Annotated in this window: 26 protein-coding genes and 1 other annotated feature; of the genes, 22 read left to right on the top strand and 4 right to left on the bottom strand. The window is 34.7% G+C overall.

The annotated features are described in order from the left end of the window. Position 1 precedes the first annotated feature (1 nt). The 21 genes from nrdR to CP368_RS00555 all read left to right on the top strand — a co-directional run bounded on the left by nrdR (position 2) and on the right by CP368_RS00555 (position 19052). The gene (nrdR, locus tag CP368_RS00655) at positions 2-469 is read left to right on the top strand and encodes a transcriptional regulator NrdR (protein ID WP_098044110.1); all 468 of its coding nucleotides are present in this window, start codon (positions 2-4) and stop codon (positions 467-469) included. 2 nt (positions 470-471) lie between these two features. Further along, complete coding sequence (locus CP368_RS00650) at positions 472-1803, top strand: replication initiation and membrane attachment family protein (RefSeq protein ID WP_098044109.1); 1332 nt, start codon at positions 472-474, stop codon at positions 1801-1803. A 31-nt stretch (positions 1804-1834) separates the two neighbouring features. Further along, positions 1835-2743 carry a primosomal protein DnaI gene (gene dnaI, locus CP368_RS00645; RefSeq protein WP_087235664.1) on the top strand — a complete coding sequence of 303 codons (909 nt, stop codon included), beginning with the start codon at positions 1835-1837 and terminating at the stop codon, positions 2741-2743. Between the two features lie 290 nt (positions 2744-3033). After that, entirely contained in the window at positions 3034-4968 is a 1935-nt protein-coding gene (thrS, locus tag CP368_RS00640; protein WP_098045623.1) for a threonine--tRNA ligase, read from the top strand. Positions 4969-5173: 205 nt separating this feature from the next. Continuing rightward, positions 5174-5710 (top strand): hypothetical protein, encoded by a 537-nt coding sequence (locus CP368_RS00635; RefSeq protein WP_087176666.1) that lies wholly within the window; start codon positions 5174-5176, stop codon positions 5708-5710. A 95-nt stretch (positions 5711-5805) separates the two neighbouring features. Continuing rightward, positions 5806-7065 carry a DUF389 domain-containing protein gene (locus tag CP368_RS00630; protein WP_087235666.1) on the top strand — a complete coding sequence of 420 codons (1260 nt, stop codon included), beginning with the start codon at positions 5806-5808 and terminating at the stop codon, positions 7063-7065. 91 nt (positions 7066-7156) lie between these two features. Next, positions 7157-8854: an aryl-sulfate sulfotransferase gene (locus tag CP368_RS00625; protein ID WP_087176668.1), complete on the top strand. Its 1698-nt coding sequence runs from the start codon at positions 7157-7159 to the stop codon at positions 8852-8854. Positions 8855-8907: 53 nt separating this feature from the next. After that, positions 8908-9019 (top strand) — a sequence feature (ribosomal protein L20 leader region). A 25-nt stretch (positions 9020-9044) separates the two neighbouring features. Continuing rightward, positions 9045-9578, top strand: coding sequence for a translation initiation factor IF-3 (infC, locus tag CP368_RS00620; RefSeq protein WP_098044107.1), 534 nt, complete (start codon positions 9045-9047; stop codon positions 9576-9578). A 21-nt stretch (positions 9579-9599) separates the two neighbouring features. Then, positions 9600-9800 (top strand): 50S ribosomal protein L35, encoded by a 201-nt coding sequence (rpmI, locus tag CP368_RS00615; protein WP_014918452.1) that lies wholly within the window; start codon positions 9600-9602, stop codon positions 9798-9800. A 43-nt stretch (positions 9801-9843) separates the two neighbouring features. Beyond that, entirely contained in the window at positions 9844-10200 is a 357-nt protein-coding gene (gene rplT / locus CP368_RS00610) for a 50S ribosomal protein L20 (protein WP_005719897.1), read from the top strand. A 134-nt stretch (positions 10201-10334) separates the two neighbouring features. Then, positions 10335-10859, top strand: a complete 525-nt coding sequence (locus CP368_RS00605; RefSeq protein WP_087176669.1) for a YqeG family HAD IIIA-type phosphatase — start codon at positions 10335-10337, stop codon at positions 10857-10859. After that, positions 10852-11961, top strand: coding sequence for a ribosome biogenesis GTPase YqeH (gene yqeH / locus CP368_RS00600; protein WP_087363261.1), 1110 nt, complete (start codon positions 10852-10854; stop codon positions 11959-11961). Before CP368_RS00605 ends, yqeH begins: the two co-directional genes overlap by 8 nt. 10 nt (positions 11962-11971) lie before the next feature. Beyond that, a complete protein-coding gene (locus CP368_RS00595) occupies positions 11972-12628 on the top strand; it encodes a nicotinate-nucleotide adenylyltransferase (protein WP_025005321.1) in 657 nt (218 codons plus the stop codon). After that, positions 12609-13202: a bis(5'-nucleosyl)-tetraphosphatase (symmetrical) YqeK gene (gene yqeK / locus CP368_RS00590; RefSeq protein ID WP_056945533.1), complete on the top strand. Its 594-nt coding sequence runs from the start codon at positions 12609-12611 to the stop codon at positions 13200-13202. The genes CP368_RS00595 and yqeK overlap by 20 nt, the downstream gene beginning before the upstream one ends. A gap of 20 nt (positions 13203-13222) precedes the next feature. Continuing rightward, positions 13223-13570 (top strand): ribosome silencing factor, encoded by a 348-nt coding sequence (gene rsfS / locus CP368_RS00585; RefSeq protein WP_025005322.1) that lies wholly within the window; start codon positions 13223-13225, stop codon positions 13568-13570. A 5-nt stretch (positions 13571-13575) separates the two neighbouring features. Beyond that, positions 13576-14727 carry a nucleotidyltransferase gene (locus CP368_RS00580; RefSeq protein ID WP_098045622.1) on the top strand — a complete coding sequence of 384 codons (1152 nt, stop codon included), beginning with the start codon at positions 13576-13578 and terminating at the stop codon, positions 14725-14727. A gap of 1 nt (position 14728) precedes the next feature. After that, on the top strand, positions 14729-15283 hold the full coding sequence (locus CP368_RS00575; protein ID WP_098045621.1) for a DUF177 domain-containing protein: 555 nt from the start codon (positions 14729-14731) through the stop codon (positions 15281-15283). A 162-nt stretch (positions 15284-15445) separates the two neighbouring features. Then, a complete protein-coding gene (locus CP368_RS00570) occupies positions 15446-16162 on the top strand; it encodes a response regulator transcription factor (RefSeq protein WP_087176673.1) in 717 nt (238 codons plus the stop codon). After that, positions 16140-17708 carry a HAMP domain-containing histidine kinase gene (locus CP368_RS00565; protein ID WP_098045620.1) on the top strand — a complete coding sequence of 523 codons (1569 nt, stop codon included), beginning with the start codon at positions 16140-16142 and terminating at the stop codon, positions 17706-17708. The genes CP368_RS00570 and CP368_RS00565 overlap by 23 nt, the downstream gene beginning before the upstream one ends. A gap of 400 nt (positions 17709-18108) precedes the next feature. Next, positions 18109-18306, top strand: a complete 198-nt coding sequence (locus CP368_RS00560; protein WP_098045619.1) for a YSIRK-type signal peptide-containing protein — start codon at positions 18109-18111, stop codon at positions 18304-18306. Between the two features lie 170 nt (positions 18307-18476). After that, complete coding sequence (locus CP368_RS00555) at positions 18477-19052, top strand: Ig-like domain-containing protein (protein WP_098045618.1); 576 nt, start codon at positions 18477-18479, stop codon at positions 19050-19052. A gap of 46 nt (positions 19053-19098) precedes the next feature. Here CP368_RS00555 and CP368_RS00550 read toward each other — a convergent pair whose 3' ends face one another. Then, positions 19099-20277: an IS256 family transposase gene (locus CP368_RS00550; RefSeq protein ID WP_040457022.1), complete on the bottom strand. Its 1179-nt coding sequence runs from the start codon at positions 20275-20277 to the stop codon at positions 19099-19101. 104 nt (positions 20278-20381) lie between these two features. Between CP368_RS00550 and CP368_RS10675 the strand changes: the two genes are divergently transcribed. Next, complete coding sequence (locus CP368_RS10675) at positions 20382-21026, top strand: fibrinogen-binding adhesin SdrG C-terminal domain-containing protein (RefSeq protein ID WP_369822566.1); 645 nt, start codon at positions 20382-20384, stop codon at positions 21024-21026. Positions 21027-21127: 101 nt separating this feature from the next. Here CP368_RS10675 and CP368_RS00535 read toward each other — a convergent pair whose 3' ends face one another. From CP368_RS00535 to CP368_RS00525, 3 genes are read right to left on the bottom strand one after another with little or no spacing between them, the layout of a single operon-like run. Then, the gene (locus CP368_RS00535; RefSeq protein WP_098044102.1) at positions 21128-21616 is read right to left on the bottom strand and encodes a YbaK/EbsC family protein; all 489 of its coding nucleotides are present in this window, start codon (positions 21614-21616) and stop codon (positions 21128-21130) included. Between the two features lie 49 nt (positions 21617-21665). Next, positions 21666-22628 (bottom strand): membrane protein insertase YidC, encoded by a 963-nt coding sequence (yidC, locus tag CP368_RS00530; protein ID WP_087176477.1) that lies wholly within the window; start codon positions 22626-22628, stop codon positions 21666-21668. 46 nt (positions 22629-22674) lie between these two features. After that, the gene (locus tag CP368_RS00525) at positions 22675-22947 is read right to left on the bottom strand and encodes an acylphosphatase (RefSeq protein WP_098036819.1); all 273 of its coding nucleotides are present in this window, start codon (positions 22945-22947) and stop codon (positions 22675-22677) included. Positions 22948-23014 lie beyond the last annotated feature (67 nt).

Below are 23014 nucleotides of genomic sequence, written 5' to 3'. Positions count from 1 at the left end.
TATGGAATGTCCAAATTGTCATCAAAATGCCTCCCGCGTTATTGATTCACGTCCTAGTGATGAAAACCGTGCAATCAGACGACGCAGAGAGTGTGAAAATTGTGGTTTTCGTTTTACAACTTTTGAAAGAGTAGAAACAACTCCGTTACTTGTAATTAAAAATGACGGTACGCGTGAACCATTTAATCGCAAGAAAATCTTGCATGGTGTAATGGCTGCAGGACAGAAACGACCAATTAGCAGTGAGCAATTTGAGCAATTGGTTGATCATGTTGAAAATAAAGTAAGAAAGCAAGGCATTAGTGAAATTTCATCTAAGAAGATTGGTCAATACGTTATGGATGAATTGGCTGATCTTGATGATGTGGCTTACATTCGTTTTGCATCTATTTATCGTGAATTTAAAGATATGTCTAGCTTCATGAAGACTATGGAAGACATGATGGCTAAGAAAGGTAAGGGCAATTAGTCATGTTTGAGACGTCTGATCCCAAACATCTTTATTATGTAGCCAATCGTGTGAAGCTTTTTCCCGAAGATGAAAAAGTTTTAATCAAATTATATCAACCGTTAGTAGGTGCAGTAGCAGTAGCGCTATATCAGACTTTGATTCAAAATTATGATCCGTATGGCATAATTTCCGACTCGAAGGGGATATATTCATTGCAAGAGCAATTGGATTGCAGCTTGAAACAATTATTTGATTCATTGCATAAATTAGAGGCTGTGGGATTAGTCCAAACACTTTTGTCTGATAATGTATTCAATAATGTTTTAGTTTTTAAATTGCTGCAAGTTCCAGCTGCAGACAAATTTTTTGCGACGCCACTTTTAGCTAGTTTATTAAAAGAAAAGGTTGGTGTATCAACCTTTCATGATTTAAGTCATGCTTTTGCTCAAGAAGCAAAATTAAGGGAAAAACCTATTAAAAATGCTAAAGACGTGTCAGCAAACTTTTTTGATGTTTTTCGTTTACCTGGGGATGAAGCAATCACTCCGTCTAGTGATGTGGTTCAAGCCGCACAAGAAAATAAGATTCATGAAGTTGAAACTGCCAAGGTGAATGATCACGATAGTATTGATTGGGATTTTATCAAGCAGGAGTATAATCGCTATCAAATTCCAGCTAGTGAAATTGACCTTAATAAAGATCAAATTCGTGGTTTAATCCAAACGTATGGCTTATCAGAAAAAGAATTTGTAGATGAAAGCTTGCCATGTCTTCATGGCTCATATAGCTTAAATATGCATGACATTAGCAATACTTTAGCGGAAAATTATAAGAGGGCTAATACTAGAGAAAATGTACAAAAGCAGTTAAATGAAGGGCAAAAAAAGGCATTAGCTGTGATTAAAGATATGGATGACCATGATAAAAAGCTGTTAAAAGCAGCTAATGAGAGTTCACCCGCTGAATTTTTGTATAAAATAAAAACGCAAAAAGGCGGTATAACTAGTGCCAATGAGAAGCAGATTATTAATAATTTGCACACCCAGTATGGGTTGCCTGAAGACTTAATCAACATTTTGACCTATACATGTCTTACTTATGACACAGTGGTTAGTTCTAATTTGGCTTATAAGATTGCCAATGACTGGCTGCAACATGGCGTGGCTACAGCCGTACAGGCTTTGCAATATGTGAAAAAGCGGCGCAATAGCTTTGGTAAGAAAAAATCTGTTCGAACTTATCAAAAGCGAGTCGAAAAAGGCACTGATTGGAGTAAGAAAAAGGCTGATAGGGATGCTGGCATTTCTACCGAGCAATTGAAGAATTTATTTAAAGATTTAAATAATAAATAGGATTCAAAGATAATTGGAAGTAGGTGAAAAAATGGAGCCAATTGGCAATGTAATTAAAAAGATTGTAAAAGAGCGTAATCTGGGTGATGAACAATCTTTGATAGAACAAGCCTTGCGTGATCCTGATGTGCAGTCATTTATTCATGCAAATGCAGATAAAATTGATCAAAAGATGATTCGAAATAGTATATCTAACTTGTATGAGTATTATTCTCAAAAGCATACTGCAAGTAAGGTGATGGCAGGGTATGCTCCCCAATTATTTTTGAATGGTAAAGTAATTGATATTCGGTATGTGCCAACTAAGGCAAAATTAGCTCAAGATCGCAAGCAAGCTGCCGAGCGAAGATTACAACTAATCGATGTTCCGACTCGTCTTCATGATGTGAGTTTGAGTGAAATTGATGTAAATGATGATCGTAAACAAGTTTTAACTTTGATCTACGACTTTTTAAGAAAATATAAGCAAAATCCGCATATTCAGGGACTATATTTGTCAGGTGATTTTGGTGTTGGTAAGACATATATTTTAGCAGGATTAGCTAATTATGTGGTCACGAATATGAATAAAAATGTTGTGTTCTTGCATGTGCCAACTTTTATAGCCGGATTAGCAAGTCATTTTGACGACAATAGTTTGCAAAGTGAAATTCGCCGTTTGTCTGAATGTGATTTATTGATTTTAGATGATATTGGTGCTGAGAGTCTTAGTCAATGGTCACGAGATGACGTATTGGGTGTAATTTTACAAGCTCGGATGGATAATGTTTTACCAACATTTTTCTCATCTAATCTTGACATGGAAGCATTAGAATCTCATTTTGAAGAAACACGTAATGCGACTGATCCAGTAAAGGCTAGGAGACTTATGCAGCGAGTACGTTTTTTAGCTAAAGAAGTTGTGGTTTCTGGACCCGATCGAAGAAATTCTTTGCATTAATTTTAAAAAAGGTCTTGCATCTAAAAGTTTCGTGCGTATAATGAGAGTTAATTAAGCGAGACATGACAGCTTTCGATTCAGAGAGAAGAACCTTGTTCTGGAAGTTCTTCATTAGAAAGTTACCCCAATCGCTTATTCTCAAAGTTATTAATATTAGGTTGGATGCCTTTATCAATCCGTAAAGAGGTTAGATTACGCTAACCTGAATTTTGGGTGGAACCACGCTAATTAACGTCCCAGTGCATTCTCGCACTGGGACTTTTTTTATTATATTTTTTCTGGAGGAAAATATGAGTTTTTCAATCACTTTGCCTGATGGCTCAAAGAAAGATTTTGAAGAAAGTTTAACTATTGCTGACTTAGCTCACAACATTGCAACTTCACTTGGTAAAGCTGCTGTTGCTGGTAAGGTTAATGGTGAAATTAAGCCACTTGACTTCAAGCTTGATAGTGATAGCGAAGTTGCTATTATTACTGATAAAGATGAAGAGGGCTTAGACGTTTTACGTGCTACTGCTGCTTTTGTATTTGAAGCTGTAGCTAAGCGTGAATATCCTGAACTTCGTTTAGGTGAACATGTTGCCGATGAAGGTGGTTTCTACGTTGACACCGATAAAGATGACCAAATTAAAGTTGGTGAATTACCAAAGCTTGAAAAAGCTATGCAAAAGGTAATTAAGAACGGTGAAAAGATTGAACACGTTCAAATTGCTAAATCAGAACTTGAAGACCTTTACAAGAATGATAAGTTCAAGAGCGAACTTCTTGCTAAGGTTGAAGGCAATACTGTTGATGCTTACAAGCTTGGCGATTTTGTTGACTTTGGTTTTGATGCTTTACTTCCAAACACTGGCAAGATTAAGCAATTTAAGTTATTGTCAGTAGCTGGTGCTTACTGGTTAGGTAAGTCATCAAACCCAATGCTTCAAAGAATCTTTGGTACTGCATTCTTTAAGGAAGCTGATTTAAAGGCTGATCTTAAGCGCCGTCAAGAAATTAAGGAACGTGACCACAGAACTATCGGTCGTGACCTTGACCTCTTCTTCGTTGACCCTAAGGTTGGTGCAGGTCTTCCTTACTGGATGCCAAAGGGTGCTACTATTCGTCGTGTTGTTGAACGCTACATCATTGACCGTGAAGTAGCTGACGGTTACCAACACGTTTACACTCCAGTACTTATGAACCTTGATGCTTACAAGACTTCAGGTCACTGGGCACACTACCGTGATGACATGTTCCCACCAATGGACATGGGTGATGGCGAAATGCTTGAACTTCGTCCAATGAACTGTCCTTCACATATTCAAATCTTTAAGCACCACATTCGTTCATACCGTGATCTTCCACTTCGTGTTGCAGAACTTGGTATGATGCACAGATACGAAAAATCAGGTGCTTTGTCAGGTCTTCAACGTGTACGTGAAATGACTTTGAACGATGGTCACACATTCGTAGCACTTGATCAAGTTCAAACTGAATTTGCTAAGATCTTGAAGTTGATCATGGACGTATACAAGGACTTCGATATTACTGATTACTACTTCAGACTTTCATACCGTGATCCAAAGAACACTGACAAGTACTTTGCAAACGACGAAATGTGGGAAAGAAGTCAAAAGATGCTTAAAGGTGCGATGGATGACCTTGGCCTTGACTATGTTGAAGCTGAAGGTGAAGCAGCCTTTTACGGTCCTAAGCTTGATATTCAAACTAAGACTGCTTTGGGTAATGATGAAACTATGTCAACTATCCAACTTGACTTCATGCTTCCAGAAAGATTTGGTTTAACTTACGTTGGTCAAGATGGGGAAGAACACCGTCCAGTTATGATTCACCGTGGTATTGTTGGTACTATGGAAAGATTCATTGCTTACTTAACTGAAATTTACAAGGGTGCATTCCCAACTTGGCTTGCTCCAGTTCAAGCTGAAATTATTCCAGTTAACAACGAAGCTCACGGCGAATACGCTGAAAAGGTTCGTGCAGAACTTGCTAAGCGCGGCTTCAGAGTAGAAGTTGATGACAGAAACGAAAAGATGGGTTACAAGATTCGTGAATCACAAACCCAAAAGGTACCTTACACTTTGGTATTAGGTGATGAAGAAATGAAGTCAGGTAAGGTTAACGTACGTCGTTACGGTACTGACGAAGAAATTTCTAAGAGTCTTGATGACTTCATTAACGAAATTGATGCAGATGTTAAGTCATACTCAAGAGAAAATTAATTAATATAATTAAAAAATAAAATAAAAAACGTATGCTATGCTAGGTCTAATTAAGACGGCTTTATTGCATACGTTTTTTTTGTTGGTAAAACTAATGTAATTGATTTTTTACGTTTGTAAGTAAGAAGTAAAAAAAATGTAATCGCCTTTAACTTTTATGAAATATTTTAATGAAATAATGAAAATAGCAGTTATATAAGGGAAGGTGATAAACGTGAAAAATAAACTCATTATATTTATGACAACTGCGCTATTTATGTTAGCTATTATTGTAATGGGTCAAAATAGAGTGGATGCTGCATCCTGGGGAGCTAAGAACTTATTTACTACGCCAAAGAAAACTCGCGGAACATGGTACTATAAGCATGAAGGCGAAATCAAGAAGCTTAAAATCACAACGCATACATTTAATAAAATCAAATTGTATAAAATGTTGAGCAGTAATAAAGCAATTAAGTGGACTAAAAAATTAGCTAAGGCTGATAAGAAATCAGGATATAAATTAGCTCAAAAGGTTGGTACTTCTCAGTATGAAGCTACTGATTTCAAATTTCATAAAACACCAGGTTTTGCTGCTAATGGCTGGCTATCTAGCGATAGAGCAGATTCAGGACACACTTATGTTGCTATAAAGAAAAAAGATAAAAGTAATAATGATAAAGTAGATGCACTGAGAGTAGGAAATGGAGCAGATAATTCATTTTTATATTATTGCTATAAGAGCAAAAAATTAGTCAAATAGGTTATAATAATTTTATTGATTATTCAATCACATTTTTATATTTTGCACTGAAATCTTAATTCAGTGCTTTTTTCATGAGGATTAGACTAAATAAGATGATAATACGCCAGCGAAAAAATTATTTAACTTCTCAATTTTTATCTAAGATTAGTGCAGATGGAACTTTGAATATTGAAAGTTTGATTGTTCTGACTTGCGCAATTTTTATTGCAAGTGTTGGATTAAATGTTAATTCAACAGCTACTATTATTGGTGCAATGTTAATTTCACCTTTGATGGGACCGCTGCTAGCAATTGGCACAGGCCTTGCTTTATATGATGTTACTTTGCTGCGTAAAGGAACGATTTCATTATTAGCAGAAATTATTATTAGTTTAGCTGCATCTACAATTTATTTTCATTTTTCTCCTTTGACTTATGCTAGCCAAGAAATTATTGCACGAACTTCACCAACGATTTGGGATGTAATGATTGCGTTTTTTGGAGGAGTTGCTGGAATAATCGGTGCACGTAAAAAAGAAGCAAATAATATCGTACCTGGTGTAGCGATTGCAACAGCCTTAATGCCACCAGCTTGTACGATAGGGTATTCAATTGCAGCAGGCAATCTTAAATATTTTTTAGGATCAAGTTATTTGTTTTTGATTAATTGTGTTTTCATAATTTTGACTGCTTTTTTGGGTGTAAAAATTATGAAATGGCTAAGTTATTCTACTAAGCAATCTAAGTTGTTTTTCTTACGCAAGCCAACCTTTAAAGAGTTTGCGATAATTTTAGTAGTAATTATTTTAATTATTCCTAGTATCTTATCAGCTAATCAGATGGTGAATAAAACTCTAGTAGATCAAAATGTTCAAAATCTTGTTGTTAATGAGTTAGGCAATGTTAATCTAATTAAAGAAAATGTCGATACGCAAGGAAAAATAATTAATCTTACAGTTTCAGGTAATAAAATTAATGCTAAGAAAATTCAAGTGGCTAAAGCAAACTTAACAAAATATGACCTGAAAGGCTATTCACTGAATATTGTACAAGTAGCTCAGGTTAATCCCAATGCAGAAAATCAATTAGATCGACAAGTAAATAATATTATTAATCAGCGTCAGCATGAACAAGAACAAGCTGATGAAAAACGTCAACAAGAACAAGAAAAACGTAATCAAGAAATTCGTAAACTGTCCTCTGCAATATCTTCTGTTACTGCAGTTAGTGATAATAAAAATAAGCAAATTACTTTGATAGAGTTAAAAAAGCCGCTATCTAAGAAGAGAAAAAACGCCTTAGTAAGACAAATAAAAGATAAATATCCAAATATTAATTTAGTGGAATTTGTTCAAGAAAATATTAAAAATTAGAAAGCATATAGCATATTACTTTTATTGTGAAATATCTTGATACTAAAATAAATTTTTAAAAGTTTGTTTTATTATAAAAAGGAGAATTTCTGTGAAAAGTAATAAGGTTGTGCTTTTATTAGCATTAGGGACATTAATGTTAATTGAGCCTGCTATGATGCTATATGATAAGCAAGTTGAAACTGTAACAGCAGAGAAGAAAAATACTAATGCCCAAAAAACTAAATTAAGTGACAGCCAAATTATTAAAAATTTAGGTGTCAAAAAGGTAGCTAATTCAGATAACGATAAATTAACAGCTAAATATGCAAATATTGTAAAACAGCAGCATTATACCTGGGAAAATCCTTATATTAAAGTGAATCCGTATGAAAATTCACCGCTAACGGCATTAATGGTCTTTCATACTGATAAGCCAGCTAAAATTAGTTATCGAGTAATAGGAAAAACTGAAAATACGACAATTGAAAATAAAGTAAAGGGCTATCAAGCTGATCATCAAGTGCCAATAGTTGGTCTTTATGCTGGTTATGATAATTCGGTTGAAGTTACTATGACTGATCAAGCAGGTAAAAAACAAGTAAAGGTAGTCAAGATAAAAACAAGTAAATTACCTAGTTGGATTAGTAAATTTCCAATTAAAGTTACTGTCAATGATAAAAGTAAGATGAATTTGGGTTCAAATGAGTTAACTGTTTTAAATAGAAGTACTAAACAAACTTTTGCGGTTGATGGTGATGGGGAAGTACGTTGGTATTATTTACGTTGGAATCAACATATTTTTGAGCAGTTAGATAATGGACATATTTTATTGTTCAATAAAATCAAATCTGGGGATGAACAATACAATATGTTAGTCGAAACTGACTATTTAGGGCGAGTATATCGTCAATTTAGTTTCGATAAAACATTAGGTAAAAGTTATTCTGGAGAAGGAGTATCACTAGTACATCATGATGTAGTAGAAATGTCTAACGGAAATTGGTTATTAACAGTTCATGATGGTAGTAAATATGTAGAAGATACAATTGCTGAACTTGACCCTAATACTGGAAAAATTGTAAAGGTAATCGACTTTAAGAAGATTTTTCCTGAGTCAATGTATAAAAATAGCAAGATCAAAGCAAATGATAATACTAGCAGTGGTTTAGGATTGATGGATTGGCTTCATATTAATACGATTAGTTATGATGATAAAACGGGGAACATTTTATTGTCTGCCCGCAATCAAGATATGATCTGGTCAATGAATTATCAAACAAATAAAATTAATTGGATTTTTTCAAGTAAACCTGAAAGTCAATGGCCTAGTTCATTTCGTAAGTATTTGTTAAAGCCAAGTTCGGGTACTAAATATCCTGGTGGACAACATGGTGTATATATTCTTAATGAAGAAAATAATAAACTAAATGTTCTGCTTTACGATAACAATATTGCTGTTACTAACGGTGATAAGACGCAAAGTAGCAAGTTTTCTGCTGCTACGGAATATCAAATTGATACTAAGAAAAAGACCATTAAACAAGTCTGGAGTTATGGCAAGAATTTAGGTAAACAAAACTTTACCGAAGTTATTGGTTATGCACAACGCTTGAATAATGGTAATACTTTGATTAATTTTGGTTTTAAAAATAAGGGTAAAGAAAGCAATATAATTGAAGTTGATGCCTATGGAAATCAAGTCTTTAATTTGACTATTACTAATAGTGCTAAAGATATGACATATGTATATCGTGCATATCGGATGCAATTTTATCCTGATAATTATGTTTTTGATGCAACTAAATAATTACACATCATGTATTGACGCAGCTGGTTTAAACGCGTATAATACACCTAGTTGAGAACAAGAAGAAGCTCCCGCTTCTCGCCTAAGTTAAGTTAACCTCTGGGCTGATCGATAATTTCTGTTGATTAAAGGCGGGTGATTCTTATCCCGCCTTTTTCTTGTCCTCAAATTAACACGGAGGTGAATAATCATACCAAGAAGTTTAATCTTAAACGAAAGAATTCGTGCACGCGAAGTTCGTTTAATTGATGAAGATGGTCAGCAAGTTGGTGTTGTATCTAAGAATGAAGCTTTGCATAAAGCAAGTGATGCTGGCTTAGATTTAGTTCTTATTTCACCTAATGCTAAACCACCTGTAGCACGTATCATGGACTACGGTAAATATCGTTTCGAACAACAGAAGAAACTTAAAGAATCCCGTAAAAAGTCCAAGACAGTTAGTGTCAAAGAAATTCGTTTGAGTCCAACTATTGAAGGCAACGACTTCGAAACTAAATTGAAGCATGTTCGTAAGTTCGTTTCTAAAGAAGGAGCTAAAGTTCGTGTATCAATTCGTTTTAGAGGTCGTGCCATCACTCACAAGGAATTAGGTCAACAAGTTCTTGAAAAGATGGCTGAAGCAACTTCAGATATTGCTAATGTTATCAGTAAGCCTAAGATGGAAGGCCGTTCAATGTTCTTGATGTTAGCACCTAAGAGTGATAAGGACAAAAAGAAAAAGTAGTTAATTGGAGGAAATAGAAATATGCCAAAGATGAAAACACACCGCGCTTCTGCTAAGCGTTTTAAGAGAACTGCAAATGGTGGCTTGAAGCGTCACCACGCATTTACTGGTCACCGTTTCCACGGTAAGACTAAGAAGCAACGTCGTCACTTGAGAAAGGCTGCTATGGTTTCACGTAGCGACATGAAGCGTATTAAGCAAATGCTTGCTCAAATGCACTAATTATTAGTTCTTTAATAACTGACTATAGTAGGAGGAATTTTAAATGCCAAGAGTTAAAGGTGGAACTGTAACACGTCAACGTCGTAAGAAGATCATGAAGCTTGCCAAGGGTTACCGTGGCGCAAAGCACATGCAATTTAAGGCCGCAAGTACTCAATTATTTGTTTCATACAAGTACGCATTCCGCGACCGTAGAAGACGTAAGAGCGAATTCAGAAAGTTATGGATTGCTCGTATTAACGCAGCTGCAAGACAAAATGATATTTCATATTCTAAGTTAATGCACGGCTTGAAGTTAGCCGGTGTTGACATGAACCGTAAGATGTTAGCTGATATTGCTTACAACGATTCAAAGACTTTTGCACAATTAGCAGAAACTGCTAAGAAGGCATTGAACTAATATGACTATGAATAAGGATCAGGAGATATTCCTGGTCCTTATTTTTTATGATTTTGCAAATATTCTAAGACAAAAATTTCTAATGCAACTCCATTTTTGATATTATAGAGAATGAGAAAAAATGGAGAGTTTTTATGTTATTTAGACCAAAATATACAATAAATACAATTTATAATTTGGACCCCGTCAAGTTGAATGAAATGGGAATAAAAGCAGTTTTTTCAGATTTAGATAATACATTGCTTGCATGGAATAAGTTTGAAACTGCTAAAGAGATGGATAATTTTAATAAAAAACTTGCTAAAGCTAATATTAAATTGGTAGTTATTTCCAATAATAATGCTGAAAGAGTTGGTAAGGTATTAAATCCATATCATATTGATTTTGTTTCTGAATCTCGCAAACCGTTACCTTTTGCGATCACGCGTAAACGCGAAGAGATGAAATTAGCTAAAGATCAAGTAATGATGGTTGGTGACCAGCTGATTACTGATATGCAAGCCGGGAATTTAGCAGGAGTAGAAACTGTTTTAGTAAAACCATTGGTTGAAACTGATAAATGGAATACGCGAATTAATCGCTTTTTTGAAAAGATTATCTTTTTCTTTCTTGGTTTATCACATCGAGTAACCTTTAAGGAGAATTTGCAAAATGGATGAGGATATTATTTGTATTGGCTGTGGGGCAGTTCTTCAGTCTGATGATCCACAAAAGGCGGGTTATTTGCCAAAGAGCGCTCTTGAAAAAGCAAAAAATGAAGAAAATACAGATGTTTATTGTCAACGTTGTTTTAAATTACGTCACTATAATGAAATTATGCCAGTAGATTTAAACAATGATGACTTTTTGGCTTTGCTCAATTCTTTAGCTGAGAAAAAAGCTTTGATTGTCAATGTGGTTGATCTATTCGACTTTTCTAATTCTTTGTTATCATCTTTAAAGCGTTTTGTAGGGAATAATGATTTTATTCTTGTTGGAAATAAATTTGATCTTTTTCCTAAGAATTCTAAGCAAAGCAAAATTAAAGATTGGATGAGACAAGAAGCTAATCGCATGGGGCTTTATCCTAAAGATATTTTCTTAGTTTCTGCTAAAAAGAAATTAAATTTAGAAAGTTTGATTTCATATATTAATGACCAATCTCAAGATAAAGATGTCTACTTTGTAGGAACAACTAATGTCGGTAAGTCAACTTTAATCAATGCAATCATTGACATGATGGGTGATATTCAAAATCTGATCACAACGTCACGTTTTCCAGGTACTACTTTAGATCAAATTGAAATTCCGCTTGAAAATGGACATTTTTTGATTGATACGCCAGGAATTATGACAGACAATCAACTAGCCACTCATCTAGATGCTAAGGATTTGGAATTGATCTCACCTAAGAAACCGTTAAAGCCAGCTACTTACCAACTTTTGCCAGGGAATACTCTGTTTTTGGCTGGATTAGGTAGAATTGATTACCTTAAAGGTGAATCAACTAGTTTTACAGTTTATGTAGCACGTAACATGTATGTTCATCGAACAAAAACTGCCAATGCAGATGCGTTTTATGAAAAACATAAGGGCGAATTATTAGCACCTCCATCTCCAGATGATAAAATGGCACCACTTAAGGGAAAAGAATTTAAAACGGAATTTAAGAGTGACCTATTATTTGGAGGCATTGGTTTTGTAACTGTGCCAAAGGGCTGTTTAGTTAAGACATATACGCCAGATGGTATTGGCTTGGGTATTCGTCGTGCATTAATTTAGAGGTTTGCGTATGGTTAATCCAAAATGTATTGAAAAAGAAGCACCAACTGTTGAAGAAAAAGCTGAATTAGAACAGGAAAAGGGCAGAGGCCGGCAAATTGGAATTATGGGTGGTACTTTTAATCCAGTCCATATTGCCCATTTGGTAGCTGCAGAACAAGCAATGACTAAATTGCGTTTAGATGAAGTTTGGTTTATTCCAGATAATATTCCGCCACATAAAAATGCACCGCTAACTTCAGCCAAAGATCGAGCAACTATGCTTGATTTAGCAACCAAAGATAATCCTAAATTTAGAGTGAAGCTGTTGGAGTTATTCCGCGGAGGTGTTTCATATACTGTAGATACAATGCGTTATCTAAAAGAAAAAGCACCTCAAAATAATTATTATTTAATCATGGGTAGCGATCAGGTAAACAGTTTCCATACTTGGAAAGAAGCATCTACTTTAGCTAAGTTAGTTACCTTGGTTGGTATTCGTCGCCCAGGTTATCCGCAAGATCCGCAGTATCCAATGATCTGGGTAGATGCACCCGATATTCGATTAAGCTCGACTGCTATTCGTCGTTCTGTAGCTACTGGAACTTCAATTAGATATTTAGTGCCTGAAGCAGTTAGAAAATATATTGTGGAAAAGGGGCTTTATCTTGACGAAACTAATTTTTAAAAAGACATATTCACCATTAACAAGCGCTGAAATTATTGCTAAGGAAAAGGCAAATATGGATGATAAAAGATTTCAGCATTGCGTTCGAGTTAGTGAGACTTCACGTAAATTAGCCAAATTGAATGGTTATGATGAAGATAAAGCAGCACTTGCAGGTTTTGTTCATGATTATGCAAAGCAAGTGCCTGTAGAAGAATATGTTAAAGTAATTAAAGAGCAAGATTTTGATCCAGATTTACTTAATTGGAATCGCGCTATTTGGCACGGAATCGTTGGAACATATTTTGTAGAACGTGATTTGAAAATTCGAGATCCTGAGATTTTGACTGCTATTCGCCGTCATACTACTGGGGATGTAGAAATGACCACCTTAGACAAAATTGTGTTTATGGCGGATTTTATCGAGCCTGGTCGTGATTTCCTAGGTGTTGACGAAGCTAGAAAAATAACCTATGCCAATTTAGATAAGGGAGTAGGTTACCAACTGGCTCATACTTTAAGTTTTTTAATTGAACAAAGAAATAAAGTTTATCCACGTACTTTAAAAGCTTATAACGTTTGGAGTACAAAATAGTTTTATAAAGGAGAAAAAATTTGACTAGTCAAGAAATTTTAGATTTTACAACTAAAGCAATTAGTGATCGTCATGGTGAAGATACCGAAGCTTATGATATGCGCGGTATTAGTATTTTAGCTGATTATTATGTAATTACCAGTGCTGGTTCTAATCGTCAACTTCATGCTATTGTTAACTCAATTGTAGAAGCAGCACATGAAAATGAATATAGTGACTACCGTATTGAAGGTACTAGAGATTCAAATTGGCTTTTGCTTGATTTAGGCGATGTAGTAGTTAATGTCTTTACCAAAGAAGCTCGTGAATTTTATAATCTTGAAAAATTATGGGCTAATGGTAAGCAAGTTGAATTAAAGGAAGATTAATAAAAATGAGCGTTGTCGGGATTATTGCAGAATTTAATCCTTTTCATAGTGGTCATGAATTCTTGCTAAATCAAGCACGGTTAATTGCTGGGAATGATCCAATTGTAGTTTTGATGTCTGGTAATTATGTGCAGCGTGGAGAAATGGCGATTATGAGTAAGTGGCAACGGGCTAAAGCAGCACTTCAATCAGGTGCAGATTTAGTCTTTGAGACGCCTTTTTCAACCGCTGTTGAACCGGCAGACTTATTTTCATTAGGCAATATTGAACAATTAGCTAAATTAGGCGTGACTGATCTTGTTTTCGGCGTTGAAGATGCTAACCTTAATTTTGCATATTTGGGCAGTAGAATTGCTGAAATCCCCCAGAATCATATGGATTTTAAGGATTACAGCCAGACTTATTCAACCCAGTATAATCAGATGGTAGCTCGTGAGGTAGGACATGAGGTTAATCAGCCTAATGCAATTTTGGGTTTGGCCTATGCAGTTGCAAATCATAATTTAGGTTCACCACTGAAGTTACATCCTGTTAACCGAATTGGAGCGGGACATGATGATCTTCTGCAAAGAAATGGCGTAGTCCAAAGCGCAAGTGCTATTAGAAATTTACTGCTCCATGGTGAGGATACGAGTAATTTAAAATACTGGATGCCTAAAGCCGAAGCAATTGAACTGAGCAAGCAACAAGTTTATCCTAATTGGAATTTATTGTATCCGTTTTTAAAATATCGGATCGAATCTTCTTCAATTGAGGATTTAAGACAAATTTATCAAATGAGTGAAGGCTTAGAGTATAAAATAAAACAAGAAATTCATTTATCTCGTGATTTCACAGAATTTTTACGTAGGATTAAGTCTAAACGATACACTTATTCTCGTTTGCGTAGATTAAGCCTTTATACGCTTTTAAATGTTACTCAAGATGATATGATTGCTAGTTTCAATCAAGAATCCTTAATGTTATTAGGATTTAGTAAAATTGGACGTCAATATTTGAAGAAGAATCGAAAAGATTTTCAAACTGAAATTATTTCTAAAGTAGATAAGCGAAGTGCTAAAAGCGGTTCACTTGCATTGCAAGTTAGAACAGATCGTTTATTTGAACAAATAATGGGTGTTGATCAAAACTTTGGTCAACGACCAATTGAGGTGTAATATGTTAGAACTTAGTTTTTCTAGAATAAGAAATAGTTCTGAGCCGTTAACACATATTGAACGTGATGTAGAAATGCGACCAGAATTTTTCAAAAGAAGCAAGGATCTTTTAATTGATGCCAAAAACGTATATGTTTCTGGAGATTTGTTTTATCAAGAGCCTTTTGTAACTGGAAATTTTCATGTTACTGCTGATTTAGTGGTTCCATCAAGTCGAAGCTTGCAGCCTGTTAAATACCATGAAGATTTTACTTTTACAGAAAATTATCTTGATCGAAAACCAACTAAAGAAGAACTTGAAGATAATGATACAATTGTTAAAATTGAAAATGATGTAATTGATTTACAGACAGCAATTGAAGATAATATGTTACTTAGTATTCCGACCACAATTTTAACTCCTGAAGAAAAGGAAAAGGATATCTATCCTGAGGGTAAAGGCTGGGAAGTAGTTTCTGAATCAGCATTTGAAGAAGGAAAGAAAAATCAAGTAAATCCTGCATTTGCCAAATTAAAGGTTTTATTTGATAATAATGAGAATAATAAGAAAAAGTAAGATTATCTAATTGACTAAGAACGATCAAAGAATTTTGGCTTTGATTGTTTTTTTATCTTGTTTTGAGGGCACTTTTAAAGTATCCTTTAATTATAAAGACATTTTTTAATATATTTGTTAGTATTTAGAGAACTAAATTGATCGATGAGGAATTGAATTAACATGGCAAAAATTCTAATTATTGAAGATGAAAAAAATTTAGCTCGTTTTGTGGAGTTGGAATTACAACACGAGAATTATGAAACTGTAGTAGAAAACAATGGTCGTAAGGGACTAGAAGATGCCCTTAATCAAGATTTTGATGCAATCCTGCTTGACTTAATGTTGCCGGACCTGAATGGATTAGAAATTGCTCGTCGTGTTCGTCAGGTGAAGACTACGCCTATTATTATGATGACCGCACGTGATTCTGTTATTGATCGCGTTTCAGGTTTGGATCATGGTGCAGATGATTATATTGTTAAGCCATTTGCAATTGAAGAACTTCTTGCTCGTTTACGTGCTGTTTTGCGCCGAGTAAAGATTGAAAAAGATGCTTCTAAGGTTACTGTAGCTAAGCAAAAGACTGTGAAATTTAAGAATTTAACAATTGAAACTGCTAATCGTATTGTTCACCGCGGAGATGGCAAGGCAATCGATTTAACTAAGCGCGAATACAACTTATTAATGACTTTAATTGAGAATAAGAATAACGTTGTTAGTCGTGATCAATTGCTAAATAAGATTTGGGGTCCAGAATCTAATATTGAAACTAACGTTGTAGAAGTTTATGTTCGTTACTTGCGCAATAAAATCGATGTTCCAGGACAACCATCTTACATTAAGACGGTTCGTGGTACCGGTTATATGGTAAGAGATGAAGATGATGACCAAGAATAAAAATGAAGAGACCAAGCATTCATCGTTAATTGTGCGATGGGTAAGTATTGTTGCTTTAACGATTACGGTCTCTTTTGTCATATTTTCAGTCGTTGTTTATCAAATTGTTAGTCAGCAATCATTAGATCAGCAGCAAGAGACATCGCGCAATGTAGTGACTACGCTAGATAGGACGTTAAGTTCAATTCCAGATGAATTGCAGATATCTAACGTAATACCATCTCTTTCTCCGGCTACTAGACGAATTCTAAAGGGTGGGCCAGTCATTAGCAATAAAGGCACCACTAATAATGCGTTTAGCGATAATTTGATTGCTTCTATTTCTAATCCTGATATTAATGCGGCTGTTTATAATAAACATGGTGAGATTGTTTTTACTAATGGAAACGTGACACCAAAATTCAAACCGTTTAAAGAAGTAGAGAAAAATGAAATAATTAAACGCAATGGTCATCAAATTTTATTGACTTATCAAAAAGTTTATTCATCCGTAAACAATAAGTTGACAGGATATATTGTAGTTTCTAACAATATGACATATTACAATAGTTTGATGAAGAACTTATTGCGTTCAATGGTTGCAATATCAATAATTGCGATTGTTGTGTTTGTAATGACTTCATATATTTTGGTATTCAATGTTGTTAAGCCGATTAAACGGATGTCTAAAGTTGCCCAGGAAGTTAACGCGGATCCTAATAGTGGAGCACGAATTAAAGAATTAAATCGTGATGATGAATTAGAAGATTTGGCCACTTCGATTAATCAAATGTTGGATAGAATGCAGAGCTACATTGAACAGCAGAAGCAGTTTGTAGGGGATGTTTCGCATGAATTGCGCACACCTGTGGCTGTAATCGAAGGGCATTTGAATATGCTTGAACGTTGGGGTAAAGATGATCCACAGATTTTAGATGAATCAATTAAGGCCTCCTTGCAAGAAGCTGACCGGATGAAACATCTGATTCAAGAAATGCTTGATCTAACTAGGGCTGAACAAATTGATGTACAATATCCACATGAAGTAACAAATGTTTATGATACAGTTAAGCGAGTAGTCGCAGATCTAGCCATGGTTCATCCTGATTTTGAAATTAGACTTGACGAGGATGATTTACCTCAAGGTACCGAAATTCAAATATATCACGGTCATTTAGAACAATTACTAGTGATTTTAATTGATAATGCGATTAAATATTCCACCGATCTTAAGCAAATTAATGTTTCTGCTGGGTTAACCAAAAAAGAAGTTAACATTATTGTTCAAGACTTTGGTGAAGGTATTTCTAAGGAAGATCAAAAGAAAATCTTTAATCGTTTTTACCGAGTGGATAAGGCAAGAACTCGTGAAAAGGGCGGCAATGGCTTAGGCTTGTCTATTGCCCATAAACTTGTAGACAGCTATCATGGTGAAATTAGTGTAGAGTCTGTTGAAGGACAAGGAAGTCAATTTAAGTTAACTTTCCCACTTCTTTCTAAAAAGAAGGCTGCTAAATTGAAGAAATTAAATGAAAATTCTGAATTGCCAAAGAGTAATTTGGAATAATGAAAAAATAGTAATTTAATTTTAAATAATTAAAAGCATCAAGTTGATTTGAAAAACTTGATGCTTTTTGTATGCAAAAATATATTATTTGATTATTAAATAACAAAAATATTATTGAATAATAGAAATGATTAAAGGGATTGCTAAGATAGCGTACTCGCTAGTTTTAATGATATTGAATAAAACACTGGAATTACGGTGTTCTTAGCATAAACAGAATTAAGCAGAAATAACAAAACAATATTATATAATACGCGTACACAAAAGTCACAAGACAAGGCTAAGCTTTAAATGATATGTAAAAAGAGTAATTTATGCGCATTAAAAAAAGAACTAGAATGAATTTTGTAAAGATAAACGTTGTTATTGATTCAAAACTTGAGTACTGGGAGGTTAAATCATGTTGTCAAAAAATAATTTTGATGAAAAACTTAAGCAAATGAATAAAAAAAGTGATAAGTTTTCGATTAGAAAGCTTACAATCGGTGCAGCTTCCGTTTTGATTGGAACAGTATTTTATTTAAATAATGGTGGTAATGTAGTGCAAGCTGCGGATGACGTTCCCAACCCGCTACTCAAGTTGAAAAACAAAATATAAACCAAAAAACAGTAGGTAAGGTCTCAACAGATACTGCTACTTCAACTTTAAAGGCAGATAATACATAGCAAGATAATGTTGTTAAAGTTAATACTTCTGTTTCACCAGAAAGTGAAATAAATTCAAGCAAGATAGTTGTTAATAAAGATGCAAGAGAGAAAACTGCTAACTTGAATGAAGTTGGGCTTCAGGGGATAAAGGATAAAGATGTAAAGACAAATATCACTGATTCAAAAGGAAAAGCACTTGAAGATAATCAAAATGTTGAACCAGAAAATGGAGATATACTCAGAGCTAATTATTCTTTCAAACTTCCTAATGATTCCGTAAAAAGTGGTGACGGTTTTAAGATTCATTTTAGTGACAATCTGAATTTATATGGTACGACTGATCCTAATTTTATGAATAATCATGCTCATGAAGAAGGACGTAGTATACCAGATTTAATGGATCAAGATGGTGATATAATTGCTACTACTTCTAATAAGGTGACGGATAGAGATATTCTTTATACTTTTACTTCAAATATTGATGGTAAGGAAGATATATCTGCTTCGCTTTCTATTCCTGTATTTATCGATCCTAAAAATGTCCCTAATGATTCACAACAAGAGCTTGAGACAAACATTGGATCGAAAACTTATAGTAAAGATGTAAATGTAAAGTATCGTACATTTAATAATGATATTCAATCTGAAAATTCAAATCTAAATGGTGAAGCCTTTATAGATGAAACTGTCAAATAGTTTGTGTAAATAGATCTTTCTCGTAAATTGATTTTTTAATTTTTTCTTAGTCAAAGTAGGATTCCAATGTATCCTGCACTTGGCCGAAGCCTTTATGGATTCGGTTGAAGTAGCGATCATTGTAGCTTATTGCCTGAATGCCAATGAAAGTATCAAGCGACTGCTCGCTTGGAAACTCTGCTTTGGGCTTTGCCTTGCGTTTAACGACATTGTTAAAGGATTCAATCATGTTGGTGGAATAGATTGAGGGTCTGATCTGTTTGGGATAGTTGTAAAAGACCAATAGATCAGGCTCAATGTCTTTTAGATTCCTAATGACATGATTGTATGCCTTGTTCCATTTGTCATAGAATGCATGAAGAGTTTGTACAGCGGCTGTCTTGTTAGGCTGCCTATGAATCTGCTTGAAATCGTTCATGATTGTCTCACGATCGTCAACACGCACTTTATTGCAAATATTGCGCATGACATGAACCAGGCAGCGCTGAAAATGTGCTTTGGGATAAGTCTTTGCCAGAGCTGTTTTCATGCCGACAACGCCGTCAGACAAGAAAAGCTCGACTTGCTTCAAACCCCGCGATCTCATGTTTTGAAGCATTTCAGTCCAAACTTCGACGTTTTCGCTGGGTGCTATGCAGTAGTCGATTACTTCTTTATGGCCATTGGGCCTGATGCCGATGGCAATATAGACGGCTTCACGCTCAAACGTTTCTCGGCACAGCGGAAGATACGTTGCGTCAAGATAAACGCAAAAGAACCTGTCGCTAAGCTTGCGTTTGTGATAGGCTTCAACCTTTGGAATCATTTGCTTGGAAATATTTGATACCTGAGCCGGACTGTAATGGCTGCCGTACATCTTTTCAATCAGATCGGCTATTTCTCTGGTAGTGACACCTTTGGCATAAAGCTTGATAATCATGCTTTCCAGGACGTCCGAGTGCTGCTTGTAGTCAGGCAGAGTGTGCTGATGAAATTCGCCGTTTCTGTCTCTTGGAACCTGAATTTCGATCTGGCCAAACTGCGTATCAACCTTGCGATAATAGATGCCGTTTCTGGAATTGCCAGAGTTCCATCCGCTTTTTGCATAAGGATCATAGCCTAAAAAGGCAGTCAATTCAGCTTCAAGCAATTGATTAACTGCAGTTTGAATTTCCTTGCGCAAAAAATCATTAACTTTGTCTTGATTGAATAGTGCTTGAGCCATATTTTTGGTAAAATCATTCATGAAGGAGTTCTTCTTTCTGTATGTTGTTTTTTTGTTCAATCCAATCATACGAGAAAGGAACTCCTTTTTCTAATGTTTTCAGAAATTAATTTAAGGAATCATTCATCCTTACACAAACTATTTTACAGTCCCTTATAGATAAAGTTAATCTAGATAATAATACTTTTATACATACTATTTATATTAATCCTCTAGGCAAAAGTATTGGTGATGAAACGGTTACTATATCAAATTGCCCCAAGACAGATTCAGAAGTAAATTATAATAATCATGACACAAAGATTAAAATATATGAATTAAATAATCAGAATTCATTTCCAACTCAAAGTATGTATTTTGATCCGGACACTGCAAAGGATGTCACAGATGCCTTAGCAGGAAACATGCATTTTTATGGTAATAAACTATATTTAGATTTACCAGGAAATGATCCATATGATAGTGGTAAATATAATGATAAAAAGTATGTTGTTCACAAGAAACATCAATCATGGAATAAGAATAGTGGGATACATGCTGAAAATAATCGCTGGACTAATAACTACGTACCACAAGGGGAAAGCTGGTCTAATGATTATAAACCATATGGTGAGAACAGCACACAAAGCAAAGTGGTTAATGAATCAAGTCATAAAACATTACCTCAAACAGGAGAAAGACATAGTATTATGACTATTATGTTAGGTTCTTTACTTGCTGCAACTGGATTAATGGCTTTGGTGATAGATGATAAACGTAAGAAAAATTAAAGAATAAATCCTTAATAATGTAAAAGAGATTGAATATCTGCGTTATAAAAAAGTTAGATATATCAATCTCTTTTTAGTTTATAATCGTAATTTTTTTCTATCTAAAACGCTCTTTCTTCAACCAAATGCCCATAGCTACTCAAAATACGTGTTAAATCGATCCATTGCAGACTAATCGTTTTAGTATTGTCATTAGGGTGCACACCAACAAAATTATTTTCTTCCATCGCTTCTTGATCAATGACTAATGGAATTGTATTAGTCTGATCGTTTAAAAGGCTGAACGGAGATACTAAACCTCTTTTTACCTTTAATTTGTTCATTAATTCATCTTCATTAGCCATAGTTAAACTAGAAGTAAATAATTCTTTTTCTGCTTTCTTCCAATCTATTTTTTTATTTTCAGGAAGCATTATTAAAAAATATGATTTTTTATCTCGCGTTTTAATAAAAAGATTTTTACATTTAGCGAAAGTTCTATCTTTTAAATATTGGTCTGCTTCTTCACAGGTTGAGACCGCAGGATGAGTAAATGTCTGATAAGTAACATCATGCTTGTCTAATAAACTAAGTAATTCTTTGCTGTTCATAAAGTTTTTCCTTATTAAAAAAGCCAGGAAAAATCCTGACTCCATTTTATTATTTACGTTTTTGCTTACCCTTATTGCGGTTACGTAAGTCTTGGTGCAATTCCTTCTTTGCTTGACTAGTAGTGCTATTACCAGAATTAGTATCAAACAAATCGGCAACTTTTTCTTTAGTAACTACAATTTCAACCGGCTTATCCTTTAATTCATCAGCCACATGTTTCTTAACGCTAGGTGTAAGAATGAAGGTAACAATGATTTGTTGAATAATCATTACTAAGTTACCGGCTGCCCAGTATAATGCTAAAGCGCCTGAGAAGGATAAACTGAAGAATAAAGTCATAATTGGGTTGAAGATCATCATTGATTGCATGGTCTTCTTTTGTTCTTCAGGAATACCGATTAATGAAATGTATCCTTGAATTACCGTAAAGATAGTCGCAACAATCGCTAACACAACTGACTTTTGACTAAGTGAAATGCCAAAGAAAGTTGAGTGAGCCAATTGTGGTGAGTAGAATACCGCTTGATAAATTCCCCACATAATTGGCAACTGAATGATCAATGGCAAACAACCAATCCCGCCAGTTAATGACATTTCATTCTTAGAATAAAGTTCTCTTTGCCAACCTGACAAGGTCATTTGTTGTTGAGGAGTAATTCCTTTATGCTTCATTGCAGTTTGGATTAACTTCATTTGTGGTTGCAAACGAGCCATCTTTTCTTGTTGACGCACACTCTTGTTTTGTTGAACAAGCATTAAAGGCATTAAGATTAAACGAACAACGACGGTAATAATCACAATACCCCAACCTGCGCCGTTGTCACCACCGACCATATGAGCCGTGTGAATCATGATATTTTGTAATGGTCGGCCTAGCCATTGGTAAACCCAACCATAAATGCCACTATGAGGTGCAACATTAGGATTATTTGTAGCACCACAAGCACTTAATACAAGAGCAGTAACTACTAAAAGTGCTAAGACTCCCGTATATTTTTTGATTTTCTTCATTAAATAAATCACCACTTAGTTTCTATAGTAAATAAAATATGCATCTCTAATATAATACATGAAAATCATGCATTTGTTCCACATTTGGGATAGATTCTTGTGCAATATTTTCAATATGAGCGAATCCTGATGCAGATGGTAGTTTTTCAATAAAATAATCAATTTTATCGGGAGTACTTTGTAAGTAAATAGTAACAGTGCCATCCGAATTATTTTTAACAGTACCAGGGATGTTCATTTTATTTGCTAGTGCCATAGTGCTCCAGCGAAAGCCAACGCCTTGTACTAAACCAGAGACAGTTAATTTTCTTGTTTCCATAGTATTTTCCTTCTCGTATTATATAAATTAAATCTGTGTTGATTGTCTTTTTAGTTTGTTTATTCGA

The organism is Lactobacillus sp. UMNPBX17, assembly GCF_002553735.1.
GTDB lineage: Bacteria > Bacillota > Bacilli > Lactobacillales > Lactobacillaceae > Lactobacillus > Lactobacillus gallinarum.
This window is presented reverse-complemented; position numbering and strand designations above follow the sequence as displayed.